This is a genomic window from Natronospirillum sp. (assembly GCF_022565775.1).
In the GTDB taxonomy this organism is placed as follows: Bacteria; Pseudomonadota; Gammaproteobacteria; order Pseudomonadales; family Natronospirillaceae; genus Natronospirillum.
The window spans coordinates 14,550-30,186 of the sequence record NZ_JAIUMC010000014.1; the positions used below are offsets into that span (position 1 = coordinate 14,550).

Annotated in this window: 16 protein-coding genes and 1 pseudogene; 16 read left to right on the forward strand and 1 reads right to left on the reverse strand. The window is 59.6% G+C overall.

The features are described from left to right. Positions 1-3 precede the first annotated feature (3 nt). Complete coding sequence (locus tag LAT62_RS04995) at positions 4-669, reverse strand: hypothetical protein (protein WP_293379875.1); 666 nt, start codon at positions 667-669, stop codon at positions 4-6. A gap of 247 nt (positions 670-916) precedes the next feature. Here LAT62_RS04995 and fliE point away from each other — a divergent pair, with 247 nt between their 5' ends. From fliE to LAT62_RS05075, 16 genes and pseudogenes are all read left to right on the forward strand, one after another. Further along, on the forward strand, positions 917-1,357 hold the full coding sequence (fliE, locus tag LAT62_RS05000) for a flagellar hook-basal body complex protein FliE (RefSeq protein ID WP_293379878.1): 441 nt from the start codon (positions 917-919) through the stop codon (positions 1,355-1,357). A gap of 64 nt (positions 1,358-1,421) precedes the next feature. Beyond that, entirely contained in the window at positions 1,422-3,182 is a 1,761-nt protein-coding gene (fliF, locus tag LAT62_RS05005; RefSeq protein WP_293379881.1) for a flagellar basal-body MS-ring/collar protein FliF, read from the forward strand. After that, complete coding sequence (fliG, locus tag LAT62_RS05010) at positions 3,175-4,209, forward strand: flagellar motor switch protein FliG (protein ID WP_293379884.1); 1,035 nt, start codon at positions 3,175-3,177, stop codon at positions 4,207-4,209. Before fliF ends, fliG begins: the two co-directional genes overlap by 8 nt. 12 nt (positions 4,210-4,221) lie before the next feature. Then, a complete protein-coding gene (locus tag LAT62_RS05015; protein ID WP_293379887.1) occupies positions 4,222-5,316 on the forward strand; it encodes a FliH/SctL family protein in 1,095 nt (364 codons plus the stop codon). Continuing rightward, positions 5,300-6,766, forward strand: a complete 1,467-nt coding sequence (gene fliI, locus LAT62_RS05020; protein ID WP_293379986.1) for a flagellar protein export ATPase FliI — start codon at positions 5,300-5,302, stop codon at positions 6,764-6,766. The genes LAT62_RS05015 and fliI overlap by 17 nt, the downstream gene beginning before the upstream one ends. A 19-nt stretch (positions 6,767-6,785) precedes the next feature. Continuing rightward, entirely contained in the window at positions 6,786-7,229 is a 444-nt protein-coding gene (fliJ, locus tag LAT62_RS05025) for a flagellar export protein FliJ (RefSeq protein ID WP_293379890.1), read from the forward strand. A gap of 212 nt (positions 7,230-7,441) precedes the next feature. After that, positions 7,442-7,747, forward strand: coding sequence for an STAS domain-containing protein (locus tag LAT62_RS05030; RefSeq protein WP_293379893.1), 306 nt, complete (start codon positions 7,442-7,444; stop codon positions 7,745-7,747). 14 nt (positions 7,748-7,761) lie between these two features. Further along, positions 7,762-9,465, forward strand: a complete 1,704-nt coding sequence (locus LAT62_RS05035; protein ID WP_293379896.1) for a fused response regulator/phosphatase — start codon at positions 7,762-7,764, stop codon at positions 9,463-9,465. An 11-nt stretch (positions 9,466-9,476) separates the two neighbouring features. Continuing rightward, positions 9,477-9,836, forward strand: coding sequence for an Hpt domain-containing protein (locus LAT62_RS05040; protein ID WP_293379899.1), 360 nt, complete (start codon positions 9,477-9,479; stop codon positions 9,834-9,836). A gap of 78 nt (positions 9,837-9,914) precedes the next feature. Further along, the gene (locus LAT62_RS05045; RefSeq protein ID WP_293379902.1) at positions 9,915-11,720 is read left to right on the forward strand and encodes a flagellar hook-length control protein FliK; all 1,806 of its coding nucleotides are present in this window, start codon (positions 9,915-9,917) and stop codon (positions 11,718-11,720) included. Positions 11,721-11,777: 57 nt separating this feature from the next. Beyond that, positions 11,778-12,311 carry a flagellar basal body-associated FliL family protein gene (fliL, locus tag LAT62_RS05050; RefSeq protein ID WP_293379904.1) on the forward strand — a complete coding sequence of 178 codons (534 nt, stop codon included), beginning with the start codon at positions 11,778-11,780 and terminating at the stop codon, positions 12,309-12,311. Between the two features lie 8 nt (positions 12,312-12,319). Next, a pseudogene (gene fliM, locus LAT62_RS05055) lies at positions 12,320-13,276 on the forward strand (flagellar motor switch protein FliM); the annotation flags it as partial. Between the two features lie 245 nt (positions 13,277-13,521). After that, positions 13,522-14,046 carry a flagellar motor switch protein FliN gene (fliN, locus tag LAT62_RS05060; RefSeq protein ID WP_293379907.1) on the forward strand — a complete coding sequence of 175 codons (525 nt, stop codon included), beginning with the start codon at positions 13,522-13,524 and terminating at the stop codon, positions 14,044-14,046. Continuing rightward, the gene (gene fliO, locus LAT62_RS05065) at positions 14,046-14,570 is read left to right on the forward strand and encodes a flagellar biosynthetic protein FliO (RefSeq protein WP_293379910.1); all 525 of its coding nucleotides are present in this window, start codon (positions 14,046-14,048) and stop codon (positions 14,568-14,570) included. Before fliN ends, fliO begins: the two co-directional genes overlap by 1 nt. Positions 14,571-14,622: 52 nt before the next feature. Continuing rightward, positions 14,623-15,354, forward strand: a complete 732-nt coding sequence (fliP, locus tag LAT62_RS05070) for a flagellar type III secretion system pore protein FliP (protein ID WP_293379989.1) — start codon at positions 14,623-14,625, stop codon at positions 15,352-15,354. Positions 15,355-15,364: 10 nt separating this feature from the next. Then, a complete protein-coding gene (locus LAT62_RS05075; protein WP_293379913.1) occupies positions 15,365-15,634 on the forward strand; it encodes a flagellar biosynthetic protein FliQ in 270 nt (89 codons plus the stop codon). The last annotated feature ends 3 nt before the right edge of the window (positions 15,635-15,637 follow it).

The following is a 15,637-nucleotide window of genomic DNA, read 5'->3' on the forward strand; positions in this document are numbered from 1 at the left end:
TGATCAGAAGAAGCTGAGGCTGAGACCCATCGAAAAATAGTCGGGCGCCACGCGCCCGTTGACTCCCCAGGAGAGAGCATTGGTGTCCCAGGGGTCCACCACATGGACATGGCCTCTCGCCTGCCAGGGGGTGCGGCCGGCGCGTTCGGCATGACCGCTGTGGGCCAGTCCAAGCCGCCAGTAGGCGCCCCGGTAGTTGTCCGCAAAGCCGGCTTCATACAAGTGGGTCGTGTACCGGGCCGGATACTCCTCCTCCTGCTCCCCATTCAGGCTGTACCACTCGAGACTTCCATTGATTTTGGCTTCTGCATAGGCGGCAAAGTTGCTGGTCAGCGGGACGCTGAACCCGAGGCCAGGTCGCAGGTGGGCATAGAGCCCGGTGCTTCGATCATCACCGGCAATACTGCGCAGGCTTTCGGCCCGCAGGTCCAGCAGCAGACTTACATTGGACACACTGCGGTGAGCGAATGCGGAATTGAGCTCGATATAGTAGGCATCCAGGTTGTCTCCCTGTTCCGGCAGCTCAATAAGTTGTACACCGCCATGCAGGTGAACGCGTGGGTCCCAGCGCCCCATATCGGTGACCGCGGTTGACAGGGAATTGGCACTGGCTGACGAAGCCAGGCCCACGGTCAAGAGCAGGGTGGCAAGACGGATGGACCTTGGCATGTGGGGAAGCAGACTCCTGGAAACGGCGAACGGGCGACTTGATCCGGATGGCTCCAGATCAGCTGTCGCTTATTGTCCCGTGTGCAGCACTGGCTCACAAGCGGTTGACGGCGCTTTTGCACAGGACACAAGTTGCCGGGCGGCAAGAATTGGCCTTAATGTTGCAAGTTGATCCCCTGTCAGACGAAAGACAACAGAAAATTGACAGTATCGGGCCTGCAGCCCGGCACGGATCGAGGTGGAAACAATGGTCAGCAATCGAACCGACGTGCAGAGCGTTCTGAGTCAGATGCGTCAGATGCGTTCACAGATGCAGGTGCAGAACCAGCCCCAGCAGGTACAGAGACCGACCGAAATGACCCAGCAGGGCGCGCGCATCAATGGTGAGGCTCGCCTGCAGACCGATGCACCGGCAGGCATGCCCAGAGTGGAAGGCCAGGCGCCAATCAGTGCCACCCAGGATCCGCCGCGTTTCGGTGAAATGTTCAAGTCGGCCATTGATACCGTCAACCAGAGCCAGCAGTCGGCAGACACGCTGCGTACCGCCTATGAACAAGGCACGCCCGGTGTCGACCTGCCCGATGTAATGATCGCCGCCAACAAGGCCCAGGTCAGTTTCGAGGCCACCACCCAGGTGCGCAATCGTCTGCTGGAAGCCTACAAAGAAATCATGAATATGCCGGTCTGATGCCGTGCCTGAGCAGGCCGCCACTCACTGAGCGGCCACTTGCAGATTCAGAGAGAGAGCGCTGATGGAAAACGTACCCGCCGCCACCGGCACCGGACAGCCCGGAACCTCACCTACCACGACAGGCGGCAGGGATGAATCCGGACGTGAGGCGGTGGCGAATGCCAGTTCGGTAAACGAAGCTGGCGGTTTCGATACCGAGAACAAGCGCATGCATCCACTGGTGGCCGGTTTTCAGAAACTGTCCATGATGCGTCAACTGTGGCTGATGGTCGCCCTGGCGGCGGCAGTGGCGCTCGGATTTGCCGCCATCCTCTGGGTACAGGGCACCAATTACCGGCCTCTGATGAGCACCCAGGACAGCTATGAAGTGCGTGACGTGCTGGATGTACTGTCGGATGCGCGCATAGATTTCAATATCGACCCTTCATCGGGACTTATCCTGGTACGTGACAGCCAACTGCATGACGCCCGCCTGGCCGTGGCGCGTGCCGGCCTGAGTACAGATCAGACTGTGGGTATGGAGTTGCTCGAAGATGCCGGTGGCCTGGGTACCAGTCAGTTCATGGAGACCGCACGCTACCGACGGGGTCTCGAGGGCGAACTGGCGCGGACCATCATGTCGATGAATCAGGTGCGCGGTGCCCGGGTACATCTGGCCATTCCCGAGCGCAGTGTCTTTGTGCGCGATGAGCGCCAGGGGTCTGCGAGTGTATTTGTCGACCTGCACGGCGGGACCGCCCTGGAGCGGGATCAGGTCAAGGCCATCGTCAACCTGGTGGCCAACAGCGTTCCGCAGATGAATGTCGATCAGGTCAGTGTAGTGGACCAGCGCGGACGCCTGCTCAGTGACCTGGAGGTCGATGCTTCGGATCAGGAGACCGACCGCCAATTCCAGTTTGCCCGCCGTGTGGAAGACAACTTGCAGCGCCGCATTCACAGCATTCTGGAGCCTATCATCGGTAACGACGCCTTCCGTGCCCAGGTGTCCGCGGATGTCGACTTTACCCGCATCGAACAGGCTGAAGAACTGTTCAATCCCGACCTGATCGCGTTGCGCAGTGAGCAACTGCTGGACGAAAGCACGGTCGGCCAGGCAGATGGCGGTATCCCCGGCGCCCTGACCAACCAGCCTCCGGGTGATGCAGAGGCACCCGAAGAGGTCGACGAAGATGGCAACCCGATCAACCCGCCGCCGCAAAGCCAGCGTTCCGAGTCGACGCGCAATTATGAGATTGACCGGACGCTGAGCTACACTCAACAGCAGGTCGGTCGTCTGCGCCGCCTCACCGTCGCCGTTGCGGTCGACGATATGCGCCAGGCCGGCGCCGACGGTCAGGTAGAGCGGATACCCTGGACCGAAGAAGAATTGAATCGCCTGCGCATCCTGGTGCAGGACGCGGTCGGCTTTGATGCCGCCCGGGGTGACAGTGTCAATGTGATCAATTCCGCCTTCATGGCGCCTGAAGAGATCATCGAAGAGCCCCCGTTCTGGCGCGAGCCCTGGTTCTGGGAAATCATGCGCTATGTGCTGGGCGGACTGTTCATCCTGGTCCTGATCTTCGGTGTGGTGCGCCCGGCGATCCGCAACCTGATGAGTCAGGGTGAAGACACGGAAGACGAAGATGCTGCCCTGGATGCGCTGGATATCGATGAAGATGCGATATCGGATGACAAGGTGACACTCAGCGTGTCGGACGAGTACATGCTGCCCGGTCCCTCCGAGTCGTTTGACAAGCAGTTGGAGGCACTGCGCGGCCTGATTGCAGAAGACCCGGGCAAGGTGTCAGTGCTGATGAAGAAGTGGATCATGAACGATGACTGAACAGAAGGGTAACGACAATCGCAAGGCACTGGATGGCGTCCGCCGTTTGGACCAGGCGGCCATTCTGCTGATGACGCTGGGCGAGAGTGATGCTGCAGAAGTGCTCAAGCATCTCGGGCCCAAGGAAGTGCAGCGGGTGGGTACTGCCATGTCACAGTTGTCGGATGTCACCCAGGAGCAGGTTGAAGGGGTGGTGCAACTGTTTCTGGACGAAGTCGGGGGCCGCACCAGTCTGGGTGTGGGCTCTGACGAATACATCCGTGCCATGCTGACCCAGGCACTCGGTGCCGACAAGGCGTCAGGCCTGATTGATCGTATCCTGCTGGGCGGCAATACCACCGGTCTGGATACGCTCAAGTGGATGGAGCCCCGTTCGGTGGCCGACATCATCCGCAACGAGCACCCTCAGATCCAGGCCATTGTCATTGCCTATCTGGATGGTGAACAATCGGCGGAAATACTGCAGTTCTTCAACGAGAAAGTGCGTCTGGACATCATGATGCGTGTCGCCTCACTGGATACCGTGCAGCCTGCAGCGCTGCAGGAGTTGAACGATATTCTCGAGAAACAGTTTGCGTCCAGTGCCGGTGCCCAACAGCAGGCTCTGGGTGGCGTGAAACGCGCCGCAGAGATCATGAACCATCTGGACAGCAGCATCGAAACCGAACTGCTGGATGGCATCAAGGACATCGACGAGGATCTGGGTACCGAGATCGAAGAACTGATGTTCGTCTTCGAGAACCTGATGGATGTCGACGACCGGGGTATTCAGGCGCTGTTGCGCGAGGTCAATACCGACCTGCTCAAAGTGGCCCTGCGCGGTGCCGACAACCGCCTGATGGAGAAGATTCTGGGCAACATGTCGAAGCGTGCGTCCGAATTGCTGCGTGATGACATAGAGGCCATGGGCCCCGTGCGCGTCGCCGATGTGGAATCGTCGCAGAAGGAAATCCTCACCATCGCTCGCCGTATGGCGGATGCAGGCGATATTGTCCTGGGTGGTGCCGGTGCCGATTCAATGGTTTAAGGGGTTCTCGCTGTGGCAGTAAACCGCAAGGGCTTTACCAACAGTGAGAAACTGGAAGTCCGTTCCTGGCAGTTGCCGGACCTGGAAGGGCTGCCTGTCAACGAAGAAGACGCCTTGGGCAACAGGGCCGCGCGCAATGCGCACCATCGTCGGCGGCGGGAAGACCGGGAACCCCCGGCGCAGGAAACCTCTTCACCCGCTGAGCCCGACCTGCAGCCCCCATCGGCGGCAGAATTGCAGGCCATTCGTGCCGCAGCGCGCGAGGAAGGGTTTGCCGAAGGCTGCAAGGCCGGCTATGAAGAGGGGCATGCCGAAGGGTATGAAACGGGCTATGCGGCAGGGCGCTCCGAAGGCCTGGCTGCCGGACAGGAAGAAGGTCATACCCAGGCCAAAGAGACTGCAGATGCAGAGCTGAAGGCAACTCTTGACGATCTCACACAGCGCTTTGGCGCCGCTATCCAGACCCTCAACGAACATGAGACATCACTGGAACAGGAACTTGCCCCTGTGCTGCGTGACCTGGTGCTGCGCCTGACACAGGGGCTGGTGGTTCAGGCACTGCAACAGACACCGGAGCAGATCGAGGACATAGTGCATCAGGCCATCCAGCTGATGCCGCCGGCGCACGAGCGGATGCAGATTTTTCTGCATCCCGATGACTGCTCCATGCTCAAGGGGCAGGGCCTGCACTGGCTGGAGAAGGTCGACCTGCAACCCGACAACAGCCTGTCTCCGGGAGGATGCCAGATCAAGACCCGGCACAGCCTGCTGGATTACAGCCTGGATGAACGCTATCAGAGACAGATTCAAGCGCTGCTGGAAATGAACAACGGCTTCGCCACCGATGAGCCGCCGGAGCCGCTGCGCCAGTTGTCTGCGGAACGCTTCCAGGCCCTGCTCGATCAGGAAGCCCCCGACGACCGACCGGCACCGCGAGAGAAGCCGGCCGCCGCTGAGGCACCAAGCGAAGCATCCCCCGAGGCCATAGAGACAGACGAGGCAGACACTTCGGAAACAGACGAAATAAGGTCTGACCAGGACGTGTCTGACGAAGATTCACCGGACGTTGATGGCAACGTGGAGGGTGATGATGAGCCTGCTGGCTGACAGCCTGCGCGCTGCGCTGGCCCGCGTTCCGGAACAGCCGGAACCGCCGGTCGCCGGCAAGCTGACCCGACTGGTGGGCCTGACGCTGGAGGCCTCCGGACTGTCCGTGTCGGTGGGTGATCGCTGCCTGGTGCGAGATGGCCATCAGGATCTCGAAGCCGAGGTGGTTGGCTTTACCGAAGACAAAACCTATCTCATGCCAGTACAGGCCATGGGCCACCTGCGCGCCGGGGCAGAAGTCGTGCCCATTGCCAGCGCCTCTGAACTGGTGATTGGTGACGAACTGCTCGGCCGCGTGGTCAATGGTTTCGGTGAGCCGATTGATACCGGCCCCGCACTGCAGTGTCGCAGTCGCCAGTCCCTGCAGGGCCAGTATATCAATCCCATGCACCGTCAGCCCATTCGCGAACCGCTGGATGTTGGCATCAAGGCCATCAATGCGTTGTTGTCGGTAGGGCGCGGGCAGCGCCTGGGGTTGTTTGCCGGTTCAGGGGTCGGCAAGTCGGTGTTGCTGGGCATGATGACCCGCTTTACCAATGCCGACATCATCATCGTCGGCCTGATCGGCGAGCGGGGTCGGGAGGTCAAGGAGTTCATCGACGAGATCCTGGGCGAGGAAGGCCTGTCGCGCAGCGTGGTGGTCGCCTCGCCCGCTGATGATCCGCCTTTGCTGCGCCTGCGCGCTGCCCAGTACACCACGGCGATTGCCGAGTACTACCGCAACCAGGGCAAGAACGTGCTGCTGCTGATGGATTCGCTGACCCGCTATGCCCAGGCCCAGCGAGAAATCGCCCTGGCCATCGGCGAGCCGCCGGCTACCAAGGGCTATCCACCCTCGGTTTTCGCCCGCTTGCCCAGCCTGGTAGAGAGAGCCGGTAACGGGGAGCAGGGTGGAGGCTCCATCACTGCCTTCTATACGGTGCTCACCGAAGGGGATGACCAGCAGGACCCGGTGGCGGATGCCGCGCGGGCAATACTGGACGGCCATATCGTGCTGGCTCGCCGCCTGGCAGAGCAGGGCCATTATCCCGCCATAGACATCGAAGCGTCGATCAGCCGGGCCATGCCGCAGGTGATCAACGAGGTACACCTGCATGCGGCACAGACCTTCAAGCAGTTTTTCTCGCGCTTTCAGCAGAGTCAGGACCTGATCAGTATCGGCGCCTATACCGAAGGCCAGGATCAGGAGCTGGACACGGCTGTTCGTCTGATGCCCGACATGCGCCAGTTTTTGCGCCAAGGGCTGAATGAAAAAGTGGATTTCGCCGTCAGTGGACAACAGATGCAACAGCTCGTGCAGAGCGCCCATGGCCAGGCCGGTGCAGGCAATGAAGGCAGCAAGGCAGGCCAGCGCCGGGGCGCCGGCAAAAAGCCTGCCGCAGGCGGAATCAAACCCTTGCCGAAACGCCGCAAGGCGCCAGCCGGTTCGACGGGAGATGAGGCGTCCTGATGTGTGAGCGGGCGTCATCATGAAGCGGTCCAAGCGGCTGGACGTTGTATTGCGGCTTTACCAGCGGCGGGAAGATCAGGCGGCAGAGTTGGTGGCCCGTGCCCGCGCCGAACTGGAAAGCCATGAAGCGCAGTTGCAACAGTTGCAGGACTACCAGGCGGACTACGAGCGGGGCGCACAGACCCCGGATCAGGGCGGTGTCACCATGGCTCAGTGGAAGCGACTGCAGGACTATATCGAGCAGCTGGACGGGATTATTCGTCAGCAGACGCGACAGGTAGGCCTGGCCCAGGTAGAACTGGAGCGTGTTCAGGTTCTGTGGCAAAACGCGCACCTGGAAAGGCGCTCCATGGAGAGCGCCATAGAGCGTATCTCTCGCCTGGAGCAGGTCGAGGCAGCCCGGAAAGAACAGAAACTACTGGACGAGATGATTCAGCAGCAACAGCGCCGCAAACTGAATTAACCCGACAGAACACCGGCCGATTGACACTTTCTAAACACAATGCCGCGCAGAAGGTGATATTTTTTCGCCGAACCACTATCCTAGTGTCCAGGACACTGAGGAAGCTACTGAACCGCGTTAGTTGCTCTGCAGCCGCGGTCAGTCCGTTGCCCCGCAAGCCCCTGCTGTGGCTGGTTTCGGGGAACAGTGAGGACCAATGAGGACAGAGATCCATGACAGTATCGGCTCATCCATCTTCAGACGGCACTGAATTGACCATCAAGGTCGCCGGTCGTTTCGACTTCAGCGCTCATCAGGACTTTCGCCAGACGTATGAAAGTGCTGCTGCCGATGTGCAAAAGTATACGATAGACATGACTGACGCGACCTACCTCGACAGTTCGGCGCTCGGCATGCTGCTCTTGCTGCGCGATCATGCCGGCGGGGACAGTGCCAGCATCAGTATTGTCAACTGCAACCCGGACGTGCGCAAGATCCTCAATATTTCGAATTTCGGACAGCTCTTCCATATAGAGTAGTTGCGCATGTTGCCATGACAGAAGAACTCCGGGTCCTGATCGCTGACGATAATCAGACCGACCGCATGATTCTCAGTGCCATCGTGCGCAAGGAAGGGCATCAGGTACTCGAAGCCGCGGATGGTCAGGAAGCCATCGATGTCTATTCGGCGCAGCGGCCTGACCTGGTGCTGCTGGACGTCTTGATGCCGGTTCTGGACGGCATGGATGCAGCGCGTGAAATCAAGGCACTGGCGGGCAACGAGCTGGTACCTATCATCTTTCTGACCTCGCTGCAGGATGCGGATTCGCTGGCGCAATGCCTGAACTCCGGTGGCGACGATTTCCTCACCAAACCCTACAACCGGGTCATACTGCGCGCCAAATTGCTGGCCTTCAGTCGCATGCGCAGCATGCATGGGGCGCTGCAGGCCAATCATCGCCAATTGTTGCTGGAGCAGGCGGTGGCCAAGAAAGTCTATGACAATGTCACCCAGTCGGGCCATGTTCGTATCGACAATGTGCGCTACGCACTGTCATCCCGCGCCATGTTCAACGGCGACACAGTGCTGGCACAGTATCGCCCGGATGGGGGGGTGCACGTTCTGCTGGGTGATTTTACCGGCCACGGATTGCCGGCAGCCATTGGCGCCATGCCCCTTGCAGAAGCGTTTTATGGGATGACCAGCAAAGGCTTCGAGCTGGAAGAAATCGTGCGCGAGATGAACACCAAGCTCAATCGGGTGTTGCCCACCAATTTCTTCTGCTGTGCGGTCGCCCTGCATATCGACATGTTGCAGAAAATCGGGCGCGCCTGGGTCGGTGGGGTGCCGGATTGCTTCTTCTATGATGCGGCCGATCAGAGCGTCACAGCGCTGCCGTCCATCAACCTGCCGCTGGGGGTGACCGAAGGCCACCAGTTCTCGTTGCGCATGCATGAGTTTGCGATGCACAACGGCGACCGATTGTTCATGTGGTCCGATGGCATTGTGGAAGCAGAAAATCAGGGTGGGGAAATGTTCGGAGAGGCTCGCCTGCGCCAGATTTTCACTCAGGTGAAGGATCCCCGCGACCTGTTTACTGACCTGCTGGCGGCGGTCAAGACCTTTCAGGGCGACAATGAACGCGCCGATGATACCACGCTGGTTGAGGTGACCATGGCCGACCCGCCGCAGGCCTACCTGCTGGACCTGCAGGAAAAGACGGGGCGCTCGGTCGTTCCTCTGGACTGGGAGGTGCGGCTCGTCTTTCCCGCGCAGACCCTGAAATACCACAACCCCATGCCACTGATCATGCATGTGCTCAGTGAAACGGAAGGACTGAAGGCCTACAGTACTCAGCTCTATACCATCATCTCCGAACTCTACTCCAATGCGCTCGAACACGGCGTGCTGGGGCTTGACAGTGAACTGAAAGCCGGCGGCGAAGGCTTCGGTCGGTATTACCAGTTCCGCCAGGAGCGACTGGAGCAACTGGAAGAAGGGCACATAATACTGACGATGGAACAGAAAGCGCGTGGCAACGCCGGCCTGTTGACCATCCGCATGGAAGATTCAGGCAGCGGATTTGACCATGCAGACTCGGCACGGCATGCTGAGCGCGTGTCATCAGGTCAGCAGGGTCGCGCACTGAGCGGCCGGGGCATGGCTCTGGTGCGTGAGCTGTGCAGCCGCGTGGAGTATCTGGGCATGGGAAATGTGGTCGAAGTCGATTTCAACTGGCCCCAGCGCCGTTTATAGGATGACAGAGTATGAGTGACTCATCACTGGACCTGGAAACGCTGGCAGAGCTGCGCCTGGTTATGGAAGACGAATTCGATACCCTGATGACAACCTTCCTGGAGGACTCGCAGCGGCGCATTGAGGCCATTCGCGAGGCGCAGACCGATCTTGATGATCTACGCCGCGCCGCCCACGCCTTCAAGGGCAGTTCATCCAATGTAGGCGCGCGTGGACTGGCCAACTGCTGCCAGGCTCTGGAGTCACTCTGCCGGGAAGCCAATGATCAGCGTCATGTACCCGGGTCTGAAGAAGTGGAGGCGCTAATCCTGGCCATAGAGCGTGAACTGGAGCTGACCCGGGCGCAGTTGGAAGAGCAATTGGCGCCCTGAAAATTTCAGCCTGGCCTGAACCTTGCTATTGATCCTGTACCTACCGCCAGCGGGGCGGTGATCAGGATGTGAGAGAGCATGTTCGAACCCAGGATTCAGATACAGACCATTGCCGAAGCCCCGGAGCGCCCGTCCAGAGAGCGCGGACGTGTCAACGCCGTAAGCCCCTCATCTCCCGCAGCTGCGAGCCAATCTGCCGATGAGCGCCCAAGGGCGCGGGCCTTTCGAGATCACCTGGGTGATCAGGTCGGTGCTTCCCGCCGCCCGGCAGGTCAGGAGACGGCCGCCTCCAGGGGTGAAGGCGGCAAGGCCTTGCCGGAACGACGCACTGCCGCACCGCCCTTCCGTTCATCCTCACCTGACAGTGCGAACACCCAGCACAGCAGGGTTGAAAAGACGCGATCCGAAGGCTCTGTCAAAGTGCCGGAGTCTCTCAAGCTGAGTGACAGTGACCTGGTGATGCAGGTACTGGCACAGGCTCGCGCCGCCAACAAGACGCCTGAAGAATGGCTGACCACCCAATTGGGTGAATTGCCCACGGACCTCCAGCCGGAAGACCTGCTGCAGGCCCTGCTGGCCGATTTTGATCCTGCCGAACTGGAGGCCCTGCTTGAAAGTTTCCCTGAATTGGAGGCCCTGGTCCCGGCGGAGCTTGCACCCGAAACGGAATCGGGGTTGGCGGGCGCTGACCTGGAAGAAACAGAAGGTGTCGGAACTGAATTCTTGAGCGCCATTGATACAGATACGGATCGCCTGACTGAAACAGAACAACCGGCAGAGCCCTCGGCTCTGGGGACGGAGGACGATGAAACACCCATTGATTCCGTCAATGACTTGCTGGCGGCCATGAGCGGCCTGCAGGAATTGCTGGCCGAGTTGCTGCTCGACAAGGACCAGCCGCTCGACAAGCCATTGGCCGATCTTCCGGACCAAACCAGAGACATGCTGCAGGCATTTCTGCAGCGTCTTGATGCGCTGGCGGAGCAGCTTGAGACACCCCCGGAGCGCCTGTTCAGTGACCTGACCGGCGTGGCCAATGCGGAGCTGAATGAACTGCTGCGCGATCTGCTGGAGAAAGCACAGGAAGGACTGGAACTCGCTGACAACGAGTCGGCTTTGCAGATTCTGGCAGCCGGGCTGGCCGAGGTGGCTGATCTGGTTCAGCAAGCCCCTGCTGCGCCTCCCGGCTTCCTTGAGTCGGCCATGCGCGCCATGTTGACCGACCTGACCGGGGTAGATGCTGATGGCGACGCCGAAGACAAGGAGCGCCCTATTGTATTGCGTTCCGAAGACCGCAGCGGGATGCGCGACCGGGCGCTGCTCGACAGCCTGGTCAGCCGCAGTGAGCGCGAAGCGGCCAGGCTTGCAGGGTCTGATGACTCCGGGCCCTTGCGTGCGCTGAGTGATGCCCAGAGCACACGTCTTGATCAGCGGGCGTTGCCCGAGCAGATTCGGGCGCACCTGGAGCGGGAAATGCCCATTCGCTACAGCACGGGTGAAGCCGCTCGCCAGTTGGGTGAGCGACTGGTCATGATGATCGGTCAGGATATTCAGGAAGCCAGAATTCGGCTTGATCCGCCGGAAATGGGGGCCATGGACATCCGTGTGACTACTCAGGGGGATCAGGTACAGGTGCATATTGTGGCTCAGCAGCCTCTCGTAAGGGACCTGCTTGAGCAGCAGGCCAACCGGCTGCGTGAGCAACTGGAACAGCAGGGCTTTACAGAGGTACAGGTCGATATCAGTGACCGTGAAGCCGGAGAGCAGACGGCGGCAGAGGACAATGATGGCGACCGCACGGGTTCGGAAGACGATCAGGACATGCAGACTGGCGGCGCCGACGTGACCCGTCGGCCCGTCGGACTGGTGGATCATTATGTGTAACGGGTTCTGTCATGGCAGGCCACTGGGCTATACTGCCGGCATGATCAGAGGTATACGATGACTGAACAGAACGACAATCTGGATGAAACGGAAGACGGCGGTGGCCGCGGCAAATCAGGGCTGGTCAAGATACTGGCGCTGGTGGGTGGCATGTTGCTGGTGGCTGCGATCTCCATCGGTGGGACGCTGTTTCTCACTGGCGCCTTCTCTGATGAGCCGGAACCTGTTGCCGAAGGAGAAGCGGGTCAGCGCGGCAGCACCGGCCTGCCTCCCCGGGCGCACTATCTGCAGCTGAATCCGGATTTTGTCATCACCTATGAAGTTGGGCCGCGCCAGCGCTTTCTGAAAGTTGAACTGGCGGTGATGGCCCGTGACCAGCAGTCACTGAATACGCTGACGCAACACATGCCGCTGGTCCGTGACAATATCATTCAAACACTCAGCGACCAGACCTTCAGCGATATACAGCGAAGAGAAGGCAAGGAAGAGCTGATGACCGCACTCAGGGACACCATGAACCGTATCGTGGAGGAGCATTCGGATGCCCCAGGTGTGGAAGCCGTCCTCTACAACAACTTTGTCATTCAATAGGTGCGCGCATGCAGGATCTGCTTTCCCAGGAAGAAATTGATGCGCTCTTGCACGGGGTCGATGACGGCGCCGTAGAGGAAGAGGATGCGGTTGATCCCGATGGGATCAAACAGTATGACCTGACGACTCAGGATCGGATCGTGCGTGGGCGCATGCCCACGCTGGAGATGATCAATGAGCGGTTTGCCCGGTATACCCGCATCAGCATGTTCAATTTTCTGCGCCGCAGCGCTGACGTGGCCTCCGGCGGCATCCAGATTCTCAAGTTCGGTGAATACATACATACCCTGTACGTGCCCACGAGCCTGAATCTGGTCAAGGTGCGACCGTTGCGCGGCACTGCTCTGTTCATTCTGGATGCCAAGCTGGTGTTCAAGCTGGTCGACAACTTTTTCGGCGGTGACGGCCGGCACGCAAAGATTGAGGGTCGGGAATTCACGCCGACCGAAATCCGTGTAGTGCAGATGATACTGTCGCAGGTTTTCGTCGACATGAAGGAGGCCTGGGGTGCAGTGATGGGGGTGGACTTCGAGTATGTCTCCTCGGAAGTGAACCCGGCCATGGCCAATATAGTCAGCCCCAGTGAAGTTGTGGTGGTGAGCACCTTTCATGTCGAGCTGGATGGTGGCGGTGGTGATCTGCATATCACCATGCCCTACTCGATGATCGAGCCGGTGCGTGAAATTCTCGATGCCGGGGTGCAGAGTGATGTCGATGAGATTGATGAGCGCTGGGTACTGTCGCTGCAGAAGGACATTCTCAATGCGCCGGTCGGAATCACCGCCCAGGTCGCCAAGCGCCGCATTCCGTTGAAGGAGCTGGTGGACATCAAGGCGGGCGATATCATCCCGATCGAATTGCCGGAAACCACCACCATGTTTGCCAACGGCGTGCCCGTTTTCGAGACCTCGCTGGGGCGCTCACGGGACCAGTTGGCACTGAAAATACGTCGTCCGATCCCACGCGGTGCCCAGGTTGAAGATGAAGATTCGGATATCGCCTCCGCGGTGCTGGCGAGTCGCCGCTCCCAGTTGGAGCGGTATCATCGTGAGGCCACCGGTGAGAGGAAAGACAAAGGGGTAATTGACACCGTAGAGCGCAAGCGTCGGGAAAAAGAAGCCCAGGAACGCGAACAGCAGAAGTCGGCCCAGCAGCAGAAGAAGGGCTGAGCTGATGTCCATACACACTGTAATCCAACAGGAGGTCGGTCATGGCTGATGAAAACCAACCGCCCGAGGAAGATGAGAACAACCCCACGCCGGAAGAACAGGCTGATCAGGATGACCAGATGGATCCGGATCGTCTGGCTGACGAGGTGGCCAGCGATTCTGGTGATGCCGCGATGGAGGACGAGTGGGCTGCTGCCATGGAAGAGGCCGGCGAAACCGGCGCGCAGGATGACGAAGACGGCCCCGAAGCGGCTCAACTGCAGGAACTGACCGACGAGAGTGTGCAGCGGGCAGATGGCACATCGCCGGATCTGGAAGTGATTCTGGATATTCCGGTGACCATCTCGATGGAAGTCGGGCGGACCGACATTGCCATCCGCAACCTGCTGCAACTGAACCAGGGGTCAGTGATCGAACTGGACCGACTGGCAGGCGAGCCACTGGATGTGCTGGTCAACGGCACCCTGATCGCCCATGGTGAAGTGGTCATGGTGAACGAGAAGTTCGGCATCCGGCTGACCGATGTGGTCAGTCAGCAGGAACGCATCAGTCGGTTGAACAACTGATGACGGACAATGTATTGACCCGCCGCCGCCAACGTTGGCGCTTGCCGACACCTTGCCTACCCTTGCGGGCGGTCATGGTGCTCGGTGCTGTGGTGCTGTCGATCTGCAGTTCCGGCCTGCTGATAGCCGAAGAAACCGGCGTCAGCCCCCGAACCACAGCCCCTACCGGACTCAGTGCCGGTGACATGATCACGGTGATTCTCGGCCTTCTCTTTGTGATCGGCCTCATATTTGCATTGGCCTGGATAGTGCGTCGATTTAATGGCAGTCCTGCGGTGAACAGCCGCGTTATCAAGGTGCTGGCAGTGACGCCCCTGGGTGCAAAAGAGAAGCTGGTACTGGTGGCTATCGGAAAACAGCAACTGCTGTTGGGTGTCACCGCACATCAGATCACCCAGCTCACTGAGCTGGATGAACCCCTCGACCTCACAACGCATCCGGAGGGCAGTCCATTTGCCCGCCAGTTAGGAGCGTTGCTAGGTGGTAAACAGGCTAACCCGTCCTCCCGCGGACAAAAAGAATAGACACTGGCTGGCGACTGCACTGCTGCTGTTGCTCGGCCTGGCTCTGGCCGGCATGGGCCAGGCGCAGCAGGCAGAAACGCTGCAGGCAGCCGGCATACCGGCACTCACCTTCAACACCAACGAGGCGGGTGAAGGCCAGTATGTAGTCACGCTGCAGATTCTCGCCATCATGACGGCGCTGGCGTTTATTCCGTCCGCCGTGATCATGATGACCGCCTTTACCCGTATAGTCGTCGTGCTGGCCATTCTGCGCCAAGCCATGGGTCTGCAGCAGACGCCGTCCAACCAGGTCATCATCGGCATCGCCCTTTTTCTCAGCTTCTTCGTTATGTACCCGGTGTTGCAGGACATCAATGCGCGTGCCTTGCAACCCTATATCGCGGAGGACATCACCCCGCTGGAGGCTGTGGAGACAGCGCGTGCGCCGATACATGACTTCATGCTCAGCCAGACCCGGCAGAATGATCTGGACATGTTTACCCGTCTGGCCGAATCGCAGGCCGGGCTGGATGTTGATGGCATAGAAAGCCCCACTGACATTCCTTTGACGGTCCTGATCCCGGCCTTTGTCACCAGCGAGCTCAAGACCGCGTTTCAGATCGGCTTTCTGTTGTTCATACCCTTCCTGATCATCGACCTGGTGGTTGCCAGTGTTCTGATGTCGATGGGCATGATGATGCTGTCGCCGCTGATCATTTCTCTGCCGTTCAAGATCATGATGTTTGTACTGGTCGATGGGTGGGCTCTGGTGATGGGGTCGATGGCGGCCAGTTTCGGTATATAGGAGAACAGACATGGGCGCGATCTATATTGGTGACCTGTTTCGGGAAGCCTTGTTTCTGGTCTTCATGTGCGTATCGGTACTGATCGTCCCCAGCCTGCTGGTAGGCCTGGTGGTGGCCACGTTTCAGGCCGCAACCCAGATCAATGAGCAAACCCTGTCTTTCCTGCCGCGTCTGCTGGTAACCCTGATGTCTGTCATTATCGCCGGCCCCTGGCTGACCACGCGAGTGGTCGACTTTGCGCGCCGCCTGTATATGGACATTCCCTTCCTGCTGAGTTGACGG